Source organism: Faecalibacterium sp. Marseille-P9590 (assembly GCF_017377665.1).
Lineage (GTDB): Bacteria > Bacillota > Clostridia > Oscillospirales > Ruminococcaceae > Faecalibacterium.
In genome coordinates this window covers 1-15,689 of sequence record NZ_JAFREF010000020.1, presented here as the reverse complement: position 1 = coordinate 15,689, position 15,689 = coordinate 1, and the positions used below count along the sequence as shown (strand labels likewise).

Below are 15,689 nucleotides of genomic sequence, written 5' to 3'. Positions count from 1 at the left end.
TTTGATGAAACTATTTTTGTTTCATCGATGACATTGTACCAGCAAGCAGGGCAAGTTGGTACCAACTTGCAATTTTTGAATCGGATTTTTCAAATCCAAATTCAAAATGCTTGTTGGGCTGTGCCCAAACCCCTTTCAATCTGCATCGTCCCGATGCAGGCTGCGCGTTTGTTCCAAACACTTCTATAACAAAAAAAGACAGCCTAGGACTCTCCCACAAGGAAGAATCCTAGGCTGTCATCGTTTATCGGAACTGCACTTTTTCGGTGGTGTTCTTTTCTTCGGCAAAGAACAGTTCTACGTTGCGCTGCGCACGAAGAAGTTCCTGCATCTCGTCTTTCGCTTTGCGGTAGTCCGGGTAGACCGCTTTCTTTTCCGTCAGCAGCTTGGAATATTCTGCGTCCAGTTCTTTCACCTTGGGGAGCTTTTTTAGGTTGGCTTCATTGAAAGCCGCTTTTGCGGCCTTGTGCAGTGTGATTTCTGCACGATAGTTTTCCAGAAATCGCTTGCTGTATCCAGCTTTGCGGTAGGCATCGTATACCGGGCGCGTTTTTGCGTAGTTGACGATGTGCGTCCGCAATACGGCAATCTCGGCCATGCGTGTTTCTGCCACCTTGATGGAATCGCCCAGTTCGTGATAGCGAGCAGTAGCAGCGTCCACGCGCTCTTGCATTTCCTTAATGCTACCGATTTTCTTCTCCTGCAAGAAAATCAGCGTCTTGGACATTTCTTTCAGATTGTACTTTTTTGCCCACCGCGCATAGCCTTCGCTTTTGCCCTCGGAGAGCTTTGCCTGAATGTCCACCAACAGGTGGAACGGTTGCTCTTTCGGTGGCTGCTTCTGATGTGGGCAGTGTTCGGCATCTCCTGCAATGACCGCCTTGATTTCATCTTCACTGTATCCTGCTCCCAGTGTCCGAAAACGGATAAAGCGCTTCTGCCGTGTTCCTTTGACCGAAGTGTACTTTCCCCGTTTGATTTCGTAGCCCCGCTGTTCCAGCTTTTGAAGAAAGCCCTCGAAACTTGCAGGTTTCTCGCTCAGCAAGATGTTGTCGATTACGGCACACAGCTTATCACGATTGCTTTCTCTGGGAGGATAAAGAGTGCGCTTCTGCCGTTCTCGGTACGGCTTGATTTCAATAACAGACAGCTGATGTTCCAGACAGATCAAATCGCTCAACCGCTGCACGGCCAGCCCGGACAATAAAAAGTCCCGGAACTTCCGGGTGCTGTCCAGCGCAGTGGAGTTGTAGATAATGTGATTATGAATGTGTTCCCGGTCTGTGTGGGTGGCAATAATAAACGCATACTTGCCCTTGGTAAACCGCATGGCAAGTTCATAGCCCACCTTGTTGGCTTCTTCGGCGGCGATCTCACCGGGCTTGAACGACTGCCGAATTTGATAGGCGATCACATCACTTTTCTGCCTACGTCCAGTGGCAAGTTCATACTGCCGCTTGGACAGCATAAATTCTTCGTCCACCGTCAGAGGGCTGCACTCGTAGCTGCTGACAAGTTCACCCTGTTTGGTTTTCTCCGGGTTTTGTGCATAGTCTGTGCGGCTTTTCAAACAGGTCGCCACGGATTTTCCCTTATTTTTGTGCAGCGCAATCAAGCGTGTTGCGGCCATGCCCACCACCTCCCACAGTTTTATCCTTATATAATATGTAGCCCCACAGCTAAAGCCGTGGGGTGAAAATCAGAGGTCAGCCAGCCGGGAAAGAATCTGCTTGCCAATGTCAATCAGCTCATCCAACCGAGTGCGCAAATCCACCAAATCGGCGGCATAGACCCGACCGTTTTCGTTGGCAGCTTTGGCATACTGGTTGAGATTGTTGCTGCACATTTGCAGGAGGTAGGCCATTCGGCGCAGCTCCTGCAAATCCAGATGCAGGCAATAGCCGTCCAGTGCCATCTTGCGCAGATAGGAGCCGATGCTCAAAATGCCGCTGGATTCCATCTTGCTCCAGATACGTTCCAGTTCCTGCCTGCTGACACGGAAATGAAGCTGCTGGTTGCGGCGGTCACTCATCGGGCATCACCATCCTTGTCCAGAAAACTTTTGAACGGCTTGATTGGCTCCACCTTGTCAGCTTTTTCTTCCAGAGCTGCCAGCACCGAGGGGCGGCGAGGTTCGTCCTCCTGTTCTTCCTCATCCTGTTCCGGCTCGTGACCTTTTTCATCCATATCTAACTGTGCGTTCAGCTCCGCAAGGCGAGCCGACTTTTCAGCCAGTTCTTCTTCCTGTGGGAATGGCTTTTCCACTTCGATTTGCGCCGCTTCTTGCTGTTGTTTCAGGGTAGCCAGTTCGTTTTCGGCAGAAGTGATTCGTTCCGGGAAATTGTTCAGCGAATTATCCAGCCGGATGATGCAGCCAAGAGGGTCTTTGCCCAGTGCTACCGGGTATTTCCGCTGGCCTTTCAAAAGAGCCTGATACTCGCTGTGATAGGTGTCGAAGCGCAGGGACAGTTCAAAGCCACGGTAGCTGCCGATCACTTTTTCCTCACTGTTGGGCAGTTCGGAGCAAGCGAGGAGAAGCCGTTCGCCAGCGGTCTTTTTCTCATCGTAGGTCACACCCTTGATGGTAATGCCGCAGAAGCCCTCTTTCTCCTGCGGATGGGCGGTAGCAAGTTCTGCATCCAATTTCACTCCGGCAAGATAGGCGTTCGTTTCCTGAATGTCAGCTGGGAATTTTGTGAGCAGCTTATCCTCCAAACGGAACTTCTGGCTCTGATGATCGGCTTTCAGAACTTTCAGCTTTGCGACCTGCACATCGAGATCCATCTTCTCTTTAATCAACGGATTTCCTGCGCACAATGCCTTAATTTCCGCATAGGACAATGCCTGTTCATCCACATCATCGCAGGAGCGAACTGGGGATTTTGAGGTCATGATTTGGCTGATGAATCGCTGTTTATTCTCAAGAGTCTGAAACAAGTAGCTGTCAAATGTCCCCTCTGTGACGTAGTTGAACACCTTGACTTCCTTGTTCATGTTTCCCTGCCGAATGATGCGGCCATTGCGCTGGGTCATGTCGCTTGGCTTCCATCCAACATCCAAGTGATGCACTGCCACAAGCCGCGATTGCACGTTCGTCCCGGCTCCCATTTTTGCAGTGCTGCCGAGCAGAATCCGCACATCGCCGGAGCGCACTTTGGAGAACAATGCGGCCTTTTTGGCTTCGGTGTCGGCGTTGTGGATGAACTCAATTTCGTTTTCCGGCACCCCGGCGGCGACCAATTTCTTGCGAACATCATCGTAGACATTGAAGTTGCCATCATTTTTCGGTGTCGAAAGGTCGCAGAACAAAAGCTGTGTCAACTTTTGCTCCTTGCCATCTTCCCAGATTTGTAGCACATTCCGAACACAAGTGTTCAGTTTGCTGTTGGGGTCATCCGGCAGAATGGGGTTCATCAGGCGGACATCCAGACCGATCTTTCGGCCATCGTTGGTGACGCACAGCATATTGTCCTCGGACGCATCCACTGCGCCGGAGTGGATTTTTGCAGCACGTTTGCTCAGTTCCTGCACCATTTCTTTCTGAATCTCGGACGGTTTCGCCACCACAGTTTCAAACTTTGCATCCGGCACAGGCAGATGAAGTTGGTCGGAGGTCTTGATGTCAGCAACTTCTTTGAACATCGACATCAGTTCCGGGAGATTGAAAAACTTTGCAAAACGCGTTCTCGCCCGATAGCCCGTACCCTCCGGGGCGAGTTCGATGGCGGTAGTGGTTTCGCCAAAGGTCGATGCCCAGCAGTCGAAATGCGTCAACCCTTTCTGCTGGAGTGTGCCGTATTGCAGATAGCGCATGACCGTATACAGTTCCGACATGGAGTTGCTCACGGGAGTTCCCGTTGCAAATACCACGCCGCGCCCGCCTGTGATCTCGTCCAGATAGCGGCACTTGCCGAACATATCGCTCGATTTCTGGGCTTCCGATGTGGACAAACCAGCGACATTGCGCATTTTTGTGGTTAAAAAGAGGTTCTTATAAAAATGCGATTCGTCTACAAAAAGTCGGTCAACGCCCAACTGCTCAAAGGTGATAACATCGTCCTTCCTCGCATCGGAGCGCAGCTTTTCCAGCTTCGTTTCCAGCGTCTTGCTGGTCTTTTCCATCTGCTTGATGCTGAAATTTTCACCAGCATTGGCTTTCAGTTCGTTGATGGCGGCAAGCGTTTCATCAATTTGCTCCTGAATAATGCGCTCCTGCCGCTCATAGGAAAGCGGAATCCGCTCAAACTGGCTGTGACCGATGATGACCGCATCATAATCCCCGGTTGCAATCCGGGCGCAGAACTTTTTGCGGTTGGCCGTTTCAAAATCCTTTTTCCGCGCTACCAGCAGCTTTGCATTGGGGTATAGGTGCAGGAACTCCGAAGCCCACTGCTCCGTCAAGTGATTGGGAACGACAAATAGGCTTTTCTGACACAAGCCAAGGCGTTTTGCTTCCATTGCGGATGCCGCCATTTCAAAAGTTTTTCCTGCTCCTACCTCGTGTGCCAACAGCGTATTACCGCCATAAAGTACATGAGCGATAGCGTTGCGCTGATGTTCCCGGAGCGAAATTTCCGGGTTCATGCCGACAAAATGGATGTGGGAACCATCGTATTCTCGTGGTCTGTTGCTGTTGAACAGTTCGTTATACTGCTTTACCAGCGAGATACGCCTTTGGGGGTCTTTCCAAATCCAGTTGGCGAACGCATCTTTGATGACCTGCTGTTTCTGCTGTGCCAGCATGGTGTCCGTTTTGTTCAAGACACGCTTCGGTCTGCCTTCTTCATCTTCGATGGTGTCATAGATGCGCACATCTTTCAGATTGAGCGTGTCTTCCAGAATCTTGTAGGCATTGGCGCGGGAGGTGCCGTAGGTTTCGGAGGAGATGATGTCGCCTCTGCCCATGGCCGACTTGCCCTCAATGCGCCATTCTGCGGTATAGGGAGAATATCTCACTTTGACTGCATGACGCAGATAGTAGGGAATCTGGAATGTTTCTGCCATAAACTTTTGGATGATCTCCGGCGCAAGCCATGTTGCACCCAGCCGTACATCAATTTCAGATGCTTCAAGGTCTTTCGGCTGTGCCTTTTCCAGCGCAGTGACGTTGACTGCAAACTCCGGGTTGGTTTCGGCGGCAAGCTGTGCCATGCGCAGCTTTGCCCGGACATTGCCGGACAGATATTCGTCTGCCATTTGCCAGCCCGCTTCCGGGTCGGTGGGGTCTGTGCCGGGGTCTTTGAAAATCACGCCGGACAGTTCGCTGGTGATGCGCTCATACTCGCCGGGAGTACCGAGCAACTCTGCCATATAGGGCAAGTCCACTCGGCCACGCTCTCCGATGGAAACTGCAAGTGCTTCCGTGGGAGTGTCCACACTGGTGACGGTGCGTTCCGGGCGGATGGTACGCTTGGTGAACATCGCTGCCTTGCTTTTGAGCTGTCCCTGCTCATCTAAATTTTCCAGAGAACACAGCAGATAGTAAGAAGAATCCTGCTCAAACAGTCTGCCGTTCTTGCGGTCATTCAGCAAGCCGTATTTTGCAGAAAAGGCGTCGTAGGTGGTGTTCAGCTTTTCCTGCGTTGCCTTGATGTCGGCATCCGGGTAGTCGTTCAGCTGCTGGTCGATCAACTCATTGACGATTTGCCGCAGCTCCACCATCCCGGTCACACGGCCTTTGGCGGTGTCGGACAGCTCCACCTGTGTCATGACGGAATTTTCCCGATAATACACCTCACCATCAACCACCGTGTAAGAGAAATTCTTCACATCTGGGTCAGCCGGGAGAATGTGCCGCTCATTTTCAGCATCCGCAATATCTGGTGTTTCGACCTCGACTTCCGTGAACTGCCCCTCAATATGCTGGATGGCTTCTGCAAGCTGGTCCACCAGCACTGCGCCCTTGATGGGACGCACAGTGCATTCCTCCCGGCCATACTGGGTGCTTTCGGAAGTCAGTTCACCCAGCACCATCTCTGGATGGTCTACAAAATAGCTGTTAATGGCAAAGCCATCTTCCGTTTTGCCAAGCTGCACCCAGTCCGGCTCATGGTCGATAGGGCGGTTACGTTTTTGGAGGAAAATAATGTCGCTGACGACTTCTGTTCCTGCGTTTGCTTTGAACGCAGTGTTCGGCAGACGGATAGCACCCAGCAGATCAGCACGTTCGGCAATGTGCTTGCGGGCAGAAGAATCTTTGCTGTCCAGCGTGTAGCGACTGGTGACGAATGCCACGATGCCGCCCGGACGCACTTGGTCGATGGCCTTGGCGAAGAAATAGTTGTGGATGCTGAAACCTAATTTGTTGTACGCCTTGTCGTTTACCCGGTACTGGCCAAAAGGAACATTGCCCACTGCAAGGTCATAGAAATCGCGGCGGTCAGTGGTTTCAAATCCGGCAACTTCAATGCTGGCTTCCGGGTAGAGCTTTTGCGCAATGCGGCCTGTGATGCTGTCCAGTTCTACACCGTACAGGCGGCTGTCTGCCATGTTGTCCGGCAACAGGCCGAAAAAATTACCAACGCCCATGGAGGGTTCCAATATATTGCCGCTGCGGAAACCCATGCGCTCCACAGCATCATAAATAGAGCGAATCACCACCGGGGAGGTATAGTGTGCATTCAGGGTGCTGGCACGGGCGGCTGAATATTCTTCCTCGGAGAGCAGCCTTTTCAGTTCGGTATACTCCTTTGCCCAGCTATCTTTTTTGTCATCAAAAGCGTCAGGCAGACCGCCCCAGCCGACATACTGCGAAAGCACTTTCTGCTCCTCGGCGGTGGCCCCACGTTTTTCTTGCTCCAACTGGAGCAAAGTGTGGATGGCTGCAATGTTCCGGGCGTATTTCTGTTTTGCACCGCCCTCGCCCAGATGCTCATCCGTGATGTGAAAGTTTCCAGCAGCTTCCGGCACAGGTTCAGCGTTTAGAGCTTTGTCTGCGGTGGCTGCATCCGGGAATGTCTGCCATTCGCCGTTGACCCCCACAGAGATAGGCAGCTTGTCCAGTTCTTCATCAGACAATTCAAGTTCATCCTGCCGCAGACCATCCTCAAACTGCTGCTTGTTCAGTACCTCATTGCTCCACGAATAGCCCTGCGCACTGGTGTCGATGCGCACATCGGTTTCGCCCACATAGCCGATGGTTCCCTCAATGGTTCGAGTGGGAAGGTCTACTACAACATCGTCACCGACCTTGTAATCAACTGCCTTTTCGGGAACGGCATCAAGGACTTCGTCCTGTTGTTCGTACAATTCCCGGACAACAGACAGCGGTTCTTCCCTGAAAATCGGCACTCGTATATCAGCCAATGCCATATCCTGCAAGGAAACTTTGCCCTTGTCAAAATCCATCCTGTCAACCCGAAATTCCCGGCCATCCATATTGATAACAGAGCCGATGGGAAGATAATCCTCTTTGCGCAGGTACTTGGTCTGATGGTGAGTGCCATTCTCGCTTAACCCGGCAAGGTAAACATCATTGCCCGCAGACCACAATTCTTTTGACTTTCTTGCCCATAAGCTAGGAGGAAAGCCTGTGACCTGAACCTCGCCCAGCGCGGTGTCTCTCGTGAACAAAGCACTGTTGATGATTTTTGCAACTTTGGCAGCATCTTCTCCATAGAACATAAAATTGCCGCCAGCTTCAAAGCCAACGAGAGTGTCCGGGTACTGTTCCTTTAATGCAGTGTATTCGGCAGCATTGGCGGCGTTCAGCTCAAGGGGAAACTCAATGGTTCTTTTCTCTTTATCCGAAAGATAGCGGTCAGCCTGAATCATCAGGTCAATATACTTTTCGACCTGATTCCAGCGGAGAAGCACTTTCTGATGGTCGGGATAATGTTCAAACGTCAGCCCCTTACTGTCATGATCGAGCCAGCCGCTGCTTCCGTCCAGATAGGTGTGCGAGGAGCCGCCGGGTCCGTATGGGGCATATTCTTTGGCGAGAGCCTTTGCCCGGAGTTTTCGGTCAGGCTGGAGCTGATAAATTTTCCAGATCCGAAGTTTGCTGTTTTCAAAGTTAGAACCTCTCCGCAGCGCATTTTCAATGTCAGCCTGTGGCAAAGAGAAAGCGAAGGGCGATTTTTCGCTCTCCGCTTGGTCGATGGATTCAATTTGTTCGGCTTCGGTGGGAATATGGGCATCGAAGAAACTTAGCTGTAGATCAGCTCGTTCATCACCAGTTCCTCGGCCTGTGCTTTCAGGCTGTTCATGTGCTGCACCCACTCCATCTGATATTGCTCCTTGTTCGGAGCCGGGTTTTGCTTCAGCAACTCCTGCATGGTCTGCTGCATCCGGCTCTCTGCGGTCTGCTCCACGTCCAGCAGGTGCGGATGCAGAGTCCCCGACAGGAGCATCGAGTTGTACAGCACCGGGCGATACTTCATCAGGTAAGTCCGGCGCAGTCGTCCGTACTTGCCCAGTGCTTTCTCCTGCTGGGGCAGGGTCAGGTTCGGGAGCTGATAGTCCCCGATGGTCGAGTAGGTCACGTTCCGGCTGTTCATATTCATACTGGCTCCTTTCTACATTGCGGCGGCGGATTGTCGTCTTTACGGTTCTTTCAATGTTGCGTAGCACGTCCCGGCTGCATTCGCTGACTGCGGTGCCCAGCGCATACACGGCGGCAGGAGTGGAAAAGGCGAAGATAGCCTGAAAATCGTCCCGGTCAAAATGACCTTCCGGCTCAAAGCCGCAGCGTTCAAGGACAGCATAGGTGATACTGATTGCGGCGGCACTTTTGAACTGGAACTCCTGTCCGGCTTCATCATAATCCATCAGGAACGACCCGTCAACGATGTCGAGGATGTCACCGCTGTTGTTATCCCAGTAGGAATCCACCAGCTTGCCGCAGATGTCCGCAATCTGCTGGGTGATTCGTTCATGCCGGACACCGTATTCTCTGGCAAGCATTTCCGACACAGGCTGCACCAGATCGGGGCCGAGTTGCCACACCTCCGGGTTACGCGAATTGCGGCGCACCCCGGTATCGCTTACATCGAAAACGTAGTGCAGACGCGGAACACTGCTGGACTGGTCTAACAGAGCGATGCCCTTGGAGCCACGCCGGACATAGCGGTTCATGCGGTTGTTCCAGAGGTCGAAACTGGCACAGGCGGTAGCATCAGGACGCTGGGCGTAAATCATGAGCTGGTCTGCATAGCTGTATTTGTACAACCGGGATGCAGTGGTCAGATAGTCCGTCCAGTTTTCCCAATACCGGGTCAGTTCCTTTGCTGTTTGCTGGGCAAGGTTGAGGTATTCTTGCGTTTTATTTGGCATTGCGTTCCTCCTTTCGATTTCAGGATATAAAAAGAGCGAGCAACCGTTTTCGCAGTTGCCCGCTAGAACATTAACAATCCCAATATGTATCGGTTTGAATCGTCCTGATATTTGAATTATCAATACCACAATATTGCAGTGCTTTTGTCAAGTTATCCCTTGCTTCTACATTGTAGAAGCAAATTGTCCATTTTGCATTTTCTTGAACACGCGAGGCGATTTCTCTTAAATAGGGCATATCAACAGCCCCCGCTGACCATCCAATAATCACGACTTGATCTACATCAGCAAGGCCTTCCCAAAAGTAGCTACTAAACAAAATTATCTTGTCGGTATCCTTGTAGGTCAATTCCAAATAATCAGCAATAGCATCGTCTATGCTCGCAGTCCCTTCATCAAAAGCCTCATCAGCTTGCTTTGCTAGACCTCGATAATCCTTGATTTGCTTTTTATTGCAATGACCTATGATTGGTTCTTGTTCACAGACAATATCTATGCCGCCATGAATATGATAAACATCTTCAATTCCATACACGCGCTCAAGGGTATCGGTGTAGTTAAATGAAAGAAAATGGTCAGAGCAATTGATCAAAGATTTTTTTCTGGGAACGATACGGCTTGTGTCTAATGCCTCAATCCATTCTTTAATATACTCTTGTAATTTTTTTATAAAGCCATATTCATTTCGCCAATACTCATCCAATGTATCTCGAATTCCAACATTTCCGCTCTCCAAATCAAGATCGTTTACAATGCAATCTGAAAAATTTTCCATCTGCACAATATCTGGATGACCAATGTTTTCTTCAAGTTGACTCCATAATTCTTGCTGCAACCTATCTTCGTGCAATTTCTTCGCATTTTTTGCAGTGTAGGGATCAGCTTCGTCAAAGGGTTCAAAATCATAAAGTTTTTCAAACGCAAGAAGAAACTCCCAATGATTTTCCTCCAAATACGTTCTGAAATCCCAATAGCTCGTTTTCAGACCATGGGCTCTATCGAAGCCATTACCTATTATATACAACGACTTTGACACCTTTTCATATCTCCTCTACCCAATATTGCCCTAATTATAACATATTTTGAGAAAATTCGGAATCTTTTATGTACGCCGCCCAGCGGCGGCATAATTTAGTCGAGCGGAAATTCCAGCTCGGCAAATTCGGCATCGGTCATAAGCTTCAGCTTTTCAACAACCTGCTCGGACAGTTCTCTCAGGGCAGTTTCATCAGGCATCAGGTAACATTGCATCAGCCGCAGCTCCTGCATCAAACCCAGCCGGGAGCCGGAATTGTAGAGCATCATCAGCGTCAATTCTTCGCCATTAAAGTTCATGAGCATCCCTCACTTTCCGGCACCCAACAGGGCTGCACTCCGGGGCATCGCATTTTTCTTTTGCGCCAGCCAGTGAAGTCAGCTTTTCCAATGTGGAAGGGCGGTGGTTTGCGCCCAGTTCTTCTGCTTCTGCGGCTCTGTCCATCACAAAATCATAGTCCTGCAACAACCGCCGACCTTTTTCCATGTGATGTGTTTCCAGAATTTGCTCACGGACTTCCTGAATGGTCAATTCCGGCGCATCGACCTGACCACCATCCATCACGGAAAAGTCGCTGTGATAGATAGTGTAATCCCAACCTTCATCGGTGGACTGGATAGCAATATAGCCTTTACCACCCAATTCCCATGCACCCTGCTCATCTTGCGTCTGGATTTCCGGGTAGAAGTCTGCGTGGTTCCTACCCATAATATCGGCAAACTGGCAGATGTGGAACACATTGCCCAGACCGCCCATATCAAAGTGGTAATCATCCAAATGTTCCAGCTTTGCCGTAAAACTGCGACCATCCGGGTAGTCAATTTGAATCACACCGCCATCGGGAATGCGATAGAGATCGTCATAGTGGCTGTTGATGAGTCGAATATCCTTTGGCATCGTTTCAGGCTCCCAGATACGCCGTTTGTGGATGCCGGATGCGGGAACACTTTCGAGGATTTTTACGCTTTCGAGCTGGATGACCTTGCGCTCATCATCCGAAAGTTCAAACAGATACCAGTTCCGGGCAGCAGCAATGGCGTTTTTGCCATCCGGCGGTAGATTCTTTTCGGAGATCTGCCCGCTTTCCAGCTGTTCGCCTGTTACCTTATTATAAGTGGCAAAGCCGACGCCCGCGCCATTTTCCCGGAGGTGCAGATAGCGTTCATCGTTGATAAGATATACTGCTTCTTTCTTCTGTTCCATCAGCGACCATCCTCAAATTCCAGAGAGAACTTGCTGCGGCCATCGGCTTCGGTGGACAGCAGGACGGTGGCGTTGTACACCTTGCCCTTGGTACTCTTGCAGTCCTTCAGCCGGATGCGGCCATCTCGCAGCAGCTTGTCGGCCACATGAGCGTCCATCCGCTTGCCCAGACGCTTGAAGAAGGCGTTGTCTTTCCACAGAACAAAGCGGCAAGGATTGGATTCACAAAACCAGCCCTTTTCACGCTCCACAACGGAATTGCCACAGTTCGGGCAGACACCAATCACTTTATTTTTCATAAGCGCACTCGCTCCTTTCACGGCCTCGGTGGTGTTTACCAGCGAGGAGATCATATCGTTGATTTCAGTCATAAATGTTTCTGGCTCCATCTCGCCACGCTCCACGCGCAGCAGTTTTGTTTCCCAGTCAGCAGTCATGTCGGCGGACTGGATTTCTTCGGGCATTACGGTGATAAGGGCTTTACCTTTGTCGGTGGGCAGCAGCACCTTGGTTTTCTTGTCGCCCTTGCGCTCCAGAAAGCCTTTCTGTACCAGTTTTTCGATGGTAGCAGCACGAGTAGCTGGAGTGCCGATGCCCTGACGCTCTGCATCCTCTGGCATACTGTCCGCGCTAGCTGTTTCCATAGCGTGCAGCAGAGTATCCTCGGTGAAGTGTTTCGGAGGGGATGTCTGTCCCTCTTTCAGTTCAGCACCAGAAATGCCACACTCGCTTTGCTCCTGCACATCCGGCAGAGCAGCAGGCTCTTTCTTTTTGTCCAGCAGATCGTCCAGCATTTTGCGCTCAATGCCTTTCCAGCCCTCGTCCAAAACCACCTTGCCTTTTGCGGTAAATTCTTCCCCGGCGCAGATGGTGGTCAGGACGGTTTCTGCACAGCGGTGAGGTTCTCCCATGGCGCAGAGCAGACGTGCCGCAATCAGCCGCAGGACGCTCAATTCCCCGGCGGGCAAAGCTGAAAAGTCGGCCTGTACCATGCTTGCAGTAGGCAGCAGCGCATGGTGGTCGCTGACCTTGCTGTTGTTGATTACCTGTTCTGCATGGACGGGTACAGCTTCCCCCACGGAAAAGGCTCCCGCAACAGCCGACACCAGCCCCGGCAGGGATGCTGCCATGTCTTCCGTCAGAAAGCGGCTGTCTGTTCGGGGATAAGTGATGAGTTTCTTTTCGTAAAGGCTCTGCGCATAGTTCAAGGTCTGCTGTGCAGTAAACCCCAGCAAACGGTTGGCATCCCGCTGGAGCGTCGTCAGATCATAGAGCTGCGGCGGCTTTTCGTTTTTTTCTTTGCGTTCTACTTTTTGCACCACCGTGCTGACCTCCTTTCGGCAGTTGGCAAGCAGAGTTTCCGCATCCTCTTTCTGCGAGAATCGCTTGCTGGATGCTGTGCCGTCGCCCTCAAATGCCAGCGAAACCGTGTAAAACTTCTCCGTGGTGAATGCAGCAATAGCTGCTTCTCGCTGCACGGCCATCGCCAGTGTAGGGGTCATAACACGCCCAACCGCCAAAGACCGACCATACAGGCATGAAAAGAGCCGGGAACAGTTGATGCCGACCATCCAATCGGCACGTTCCCGGCAGAGTGCAGCCTGATACAGTGCATCATATTCTGTTGACGGTTTGAGATGGGCAAAGCCCTCCCGGATGGCGTTTTCCTCCATACTGGACAGCCACAGACGGGAGAAGGGCTTTTTGCACCCGGCTTGCTCATAGACCAGCCGGAAAATCAGTTCGCCCTCTCTACCGGAATCCGTTGCGCAGATAATGCTCTCCACATCGGCGCGGTTCATGAGCTTTTTCAGGATTCCGAACTGCTTTTTTGTGCTGGCAGACACAAGGTACTGCCACCTTTGCGGCAGGATAGGCAGATCGGCTACATTCCATTTGACGTACTTTTCATCGTAGGTGCTGGGCGGAGCCAGTTCTACCAGATGGCCGATACACCAACTCACGATATAGCCGCTGCCCTCAAGGTAGCCATCCTGCCGCCCCTGCACCCCCAAAACCTTGGCGTAAGACATGGCAACGGACGGCTTTTCGGTCACGATCAAAATTGCGATAAGCGTTCCCTCCAATCTATTTCGGATTATGGTATGTAGGCGGCAACCGCCGCCCTAAAATCAGATAGGAGTTACATCCTGCTCCTCGGAAGTATCCTCATCTTCCGAATCATCCTCCGGGGGAATCTCAAAGTCACCCGTATCCTCGGTGTAGTCTGCGTCCGGGTCAATAGCTTCTTTTTCTGCCTGTTTCTTGTTCTTCTGCTGGATGAAGAAATAGAAACCGCCGCCAGCCGCCAGCGCGATCAGTGCCACGACACCGAGAAAAGCCGCAGCATATTTTGTCATTTTGTTTTCTTTCGGAACGTCTGCCGCTTTTTCCGCTTCCTCTGCGGCTTTCTTGGCTTCTTCCTCGGCTTTCAGCTTGTCCAGTTCAGCCTGCTTCACCGCTTTTTTTTCAGCATTGTAGGCTTCTGCATCTTCTTCCTCCATTAAAGCCAGCAAGTCTGCTTCATCCACCAGATTCATGAAGTGGACGGTCTGCTGGCCTTTGGCATTGCGGTCAATGACCAGATAAAAAGTCGCACCCGACTTGCTGACGAGTGTGATGAACTGCTGGCCGCTACCATCGGAATAGTTTGTGTGATAATCGTCCACCAGCGTCAGATTGCCCTCCGGGGTCAGTGCGCCGGATTCCTCATCCGTGATAGTGACGGTATCTTCCTCCACGACTTCCGGCAGAACGGGCTGCTCCACCGGGGTAGTATCGCCCTCATAGGCAAAAGCAGGAGCGGCTATGCCGATGCACAGCACCGCCGACAGCAACAGTGCGCCAAATCTCTTAAACTTCATCCGAATCATCCTCCTTGTCGAAAGTTGCGCCTACAGCAGCCAGTGCAGCCGGATTTGGAGTGGTATTAGCCGACTGCCGAAGCAGAGCAGCAAGCTGTTCCGGGGTGACTTTGGCGGTGCGCACCATTTCATTCACCTTGGCGGCTTCTGCTTCCTGAATCCGCCGCTCAAGGCTTTCGATGCGGTTGTTGATCTTAATGCGCCGCTCCTTTTCCTTTTCCAAAGAAGCGCGCAGCTTATCCAGTTTTTCACTCATAGTAAAACCCTCCATTTCATTTTGAAAGCCGTCCAAATCCAGCGAGATACTGCTGCCAGTAGGACGAGTGAATGTCAGCATATTTGATGGGGTCACCAGCACTGACCATTTTTCCGTTGCCGAGATATATTCCAACGTGGCTCATCCCCGGCGTATCATACGTTCCTTTGAAGAAAACCAAATCACCGGGTTTTGCTTCGGCTTCGGAAATATGCTGACTTTTTTGCCATAATCCGTTGGCGGTGGTGCGCCCAATATCATAACCGTTTTGGTTATAAACCCAGCAGACATAGCCGGAGCAGTCAAAGCCTGTTTCCGGGGTAGAGCCACCCCAGACGTAGGATGTGCCAACATATTTTTTGGCTTCCTCATAGATAGCGGCAAACTCCGTGTCAGTTAGAGCTTCCGCAGGAACCGTGTAGACGATGCCGGGTGCGCCGGAGCCATCCGAGCCACCGGGCGGCAAACCACCATTAAAAAGATATGGCCGACCACCCAAGGTGTCCTGAAAAATCTGATACCTCTGCCACTGATCCTCGGTCAGCTCTTCCCGAATAACAACCTCCAAACCTCGATTTTCCAGTTTGGTGTGGAAAATCTTGTATTCATACGGCACCTGCGTAGGAACCGGGATTCCTGCCGGGCTGATGACCCAGACGGTCTTATACCGTATCTGCACCTCTACCCATGTGGTCAGCTTATACTGCTTTTTGAAGGTCTCCTTCAGCTTGCTCTGCACCTCCGACCGGGTGTAATCGTCATACAAGGTGGTCAGGAACGAAGTCAGCTGCCACGGGTCGTGCTCGATCGGGTCAAGGTGATACTGGTACTCGTTGTAGCCGGGGTGGTCGGTAGGGGTGCGCTTGATTTTCTTATCCAGTTCCTTTTCCAGCTTCTTATAGTCCTGCTCTGCACCCCGAATATCCCGATCCTCGGCAGAGTACATGGTCTGCCCGGACACCTGTGTGCCGCCAGAAAAGAGGATGCCGCAGGAAGAAAAGCCAGACATGACCATGAGGATGAGCAAAAGAAAAACGCCCACGATCACCAGAACGTG

Annotated in this window: 13 protein-coding genes; 2 read left to right on the top strand and 11 right to left on the bottom strand. The window is 51.4% G+C overall.

Translation table 11 applies throughout. From position 1 onward, the window contains the following. Positions 1-189: hypothetical protein (locus tag J3349_RS13845; protein WP_207677817.1), on the top strand; the 189-nt coding region annotated here is incomplete at its 5' end. 55 nt (positions 190-244) lie between these two features. Here the strand turns inward: J3349_RS13845 and J3349_RS13840 are convergent. The 4 genes from J3349_RS13840 to J3349_RS14125 form a co-directional block, all read right to left on the bottom strand. Beyond that, positions 245-1,630 carry a relaxase/mobilization nuclease domain-containing protein gene (locus J3349_RS13840; protein ID WP_097783678.1) on the bottom strand — a complete coding sequence of 462 codons (1,386 nt, stop codon included), beginning with the start codon at positions 1,628-1,630 and terminating at the stop codon, positions 245-247. 69 nt (positions 1,631-1,699) lie between these two features. Then, positions 1,700-2,032 carry a plasmid mobilization relaxosome protein MobC gene (locus J3349_RS13835; protein WP_207677816.1) on the bottom strand — a complete coding sequence of 111 codons (333 nt, stop codon included), beginning with the start codon at positions 2,030-2,032 and terminating at the stop codon, positions 1,700-1,702. Next, positions 2,029-7,773: an SNF2-related protein gene (locus J3349_RS13830; protein WP_242699671.1), complete on the bottom strand. Its 5,745-nt coding sequence runs from the start codon at positions 7,771-7,773 to the stop codon at positions 2,029-2,031. The genes J3349_RS13835 and J3349_RS13830 overlap by 4 nt, the downstream gene beginning before the upstream one ends. Positions 7,774-8,147: 374 nt before the next feature. After that, a complete protein-coding gene (locus J3349_RS14125) occupies positions 8,148-8,504 on the bottom strand; it encodes a TnpV protein (protein ID WP_242699668.1) in 357 nt (118 codons plus the stop codon). Positions 8,505-8,664: 160 nt separating this feature from the next. Here J3349_RS14125 and J3349_RS14120 point away from each other — a divergent pair, with 160 nt between their 5' ends. Beyond that, on the top strand, positions 8,665-9,033 hold the full coding sequence (locus tag J3349_RS14120; protein ID WP_242699667.1) for a hypothetical protein: 369 nt from the start codon (positions 8,665-8,667) through the stop codon (positions 9,031-9,033). A gap of 310 nt (positions 9,034-9,343) precedes the next feature. On the opposite strand, the gene J3349_RS13825 is transcribed toward J3349_RS14120, so the two are convergent. The 7 genes from J3349_RS13825 to J3349_RS13795 form a co-directional block, all read right to left on the bottom strand. Further along, positions 9,344-10,309 carry a bacteriophage abortive infection AbiH family protein gene (locus tag J3349_RS13825; protein WP_207677814.1) on the bottom strand — a complete coding sequence of 322 codons (966 nt, stop codon included), beginning with the start codon at positions 10,307-10,309 and terminating at the stop codon, positions 9,344-9,346. A gap of 95 nt (positions 10,310-10,404) precedes the next feature. Next, the gene (locus tag J3349_RS13820) at positions 10,405-10,608 is read right to left on the bottom strand and encodes a transposon-transfer assisting family protein (protein ID WP_207677813.1); all 204 of its coding nucleotides are present in this window, start codon (positions 10,606-10,608) and stop codon (positions 10,405-10,407) included. Then, positions 10,598-11,512 carry an LPD16 domain-containing protein gene (locus tag J3349_RS13815; protein ID WP_207677812.1) on the bottom strand — a complete coding sequence of 305 codons (915 nt, stop codon included), beginning with the start codon at positions 11,510-11,512 and terminating at the stop codon, positions 10,598-10,600. The genes J3349_RS13820 and J3349_RS13815 overlap by 11 nt, the downstream gene beginning before the upstream one ends. Continuing rightward, the gene (locus J3349_RS13810; protein WP_278251820.1) at positions 11,512-13,599 is read right to left on the bottom strand and encodes a DNA topoisomerase 3; all 2,088 of its coding nucleotides are present in this window, start codon (positions 13,597-13,599) and stop codon (positions 11,512-11,514) included. Before J3349_RS13810 ends, J3349_RS13815 begins: the two co-directional genes overlap by 1 nt. Before the next feature lie 45 nt (positions 13,600-13,644). Continuing rightward, positions 13,645-14,376 carry a DUF4366 domain-containing protein gene (locus J3349_RS13805; protein WP_207677811.1) on the bottom strand — a complete coding sequence of 244 codons (732 nt, stop codon included), beginning with the start codon at positions 14,374-14,376 and terminating at the stop codon, positions 13,645-13,647. Next, complete coding sequence (locus J3349_RS13800; protein ID WP_118554119.1) at positions 14,366-14,632, bottom strand: DUF4315 family protein; 267 nt, start codon at positions 14,630-14,632, stop codon at positions 14,366-14,368. The genes J3349_RS13805 and J3349_RS13800 overlap by 11 nt, the downstream gene beginning before the upstream one ends. A 16-nt stretch (positions 14,633-14,648) precedes the next feature. Then, a partial coding sequence (locus J3349_RS13795; protein WP_207677810.1) for a CD1108 family mobile element protein occupies positions 14,649-15,689 on the bottom strand: 1,041 nt, incomplete at its 5' end.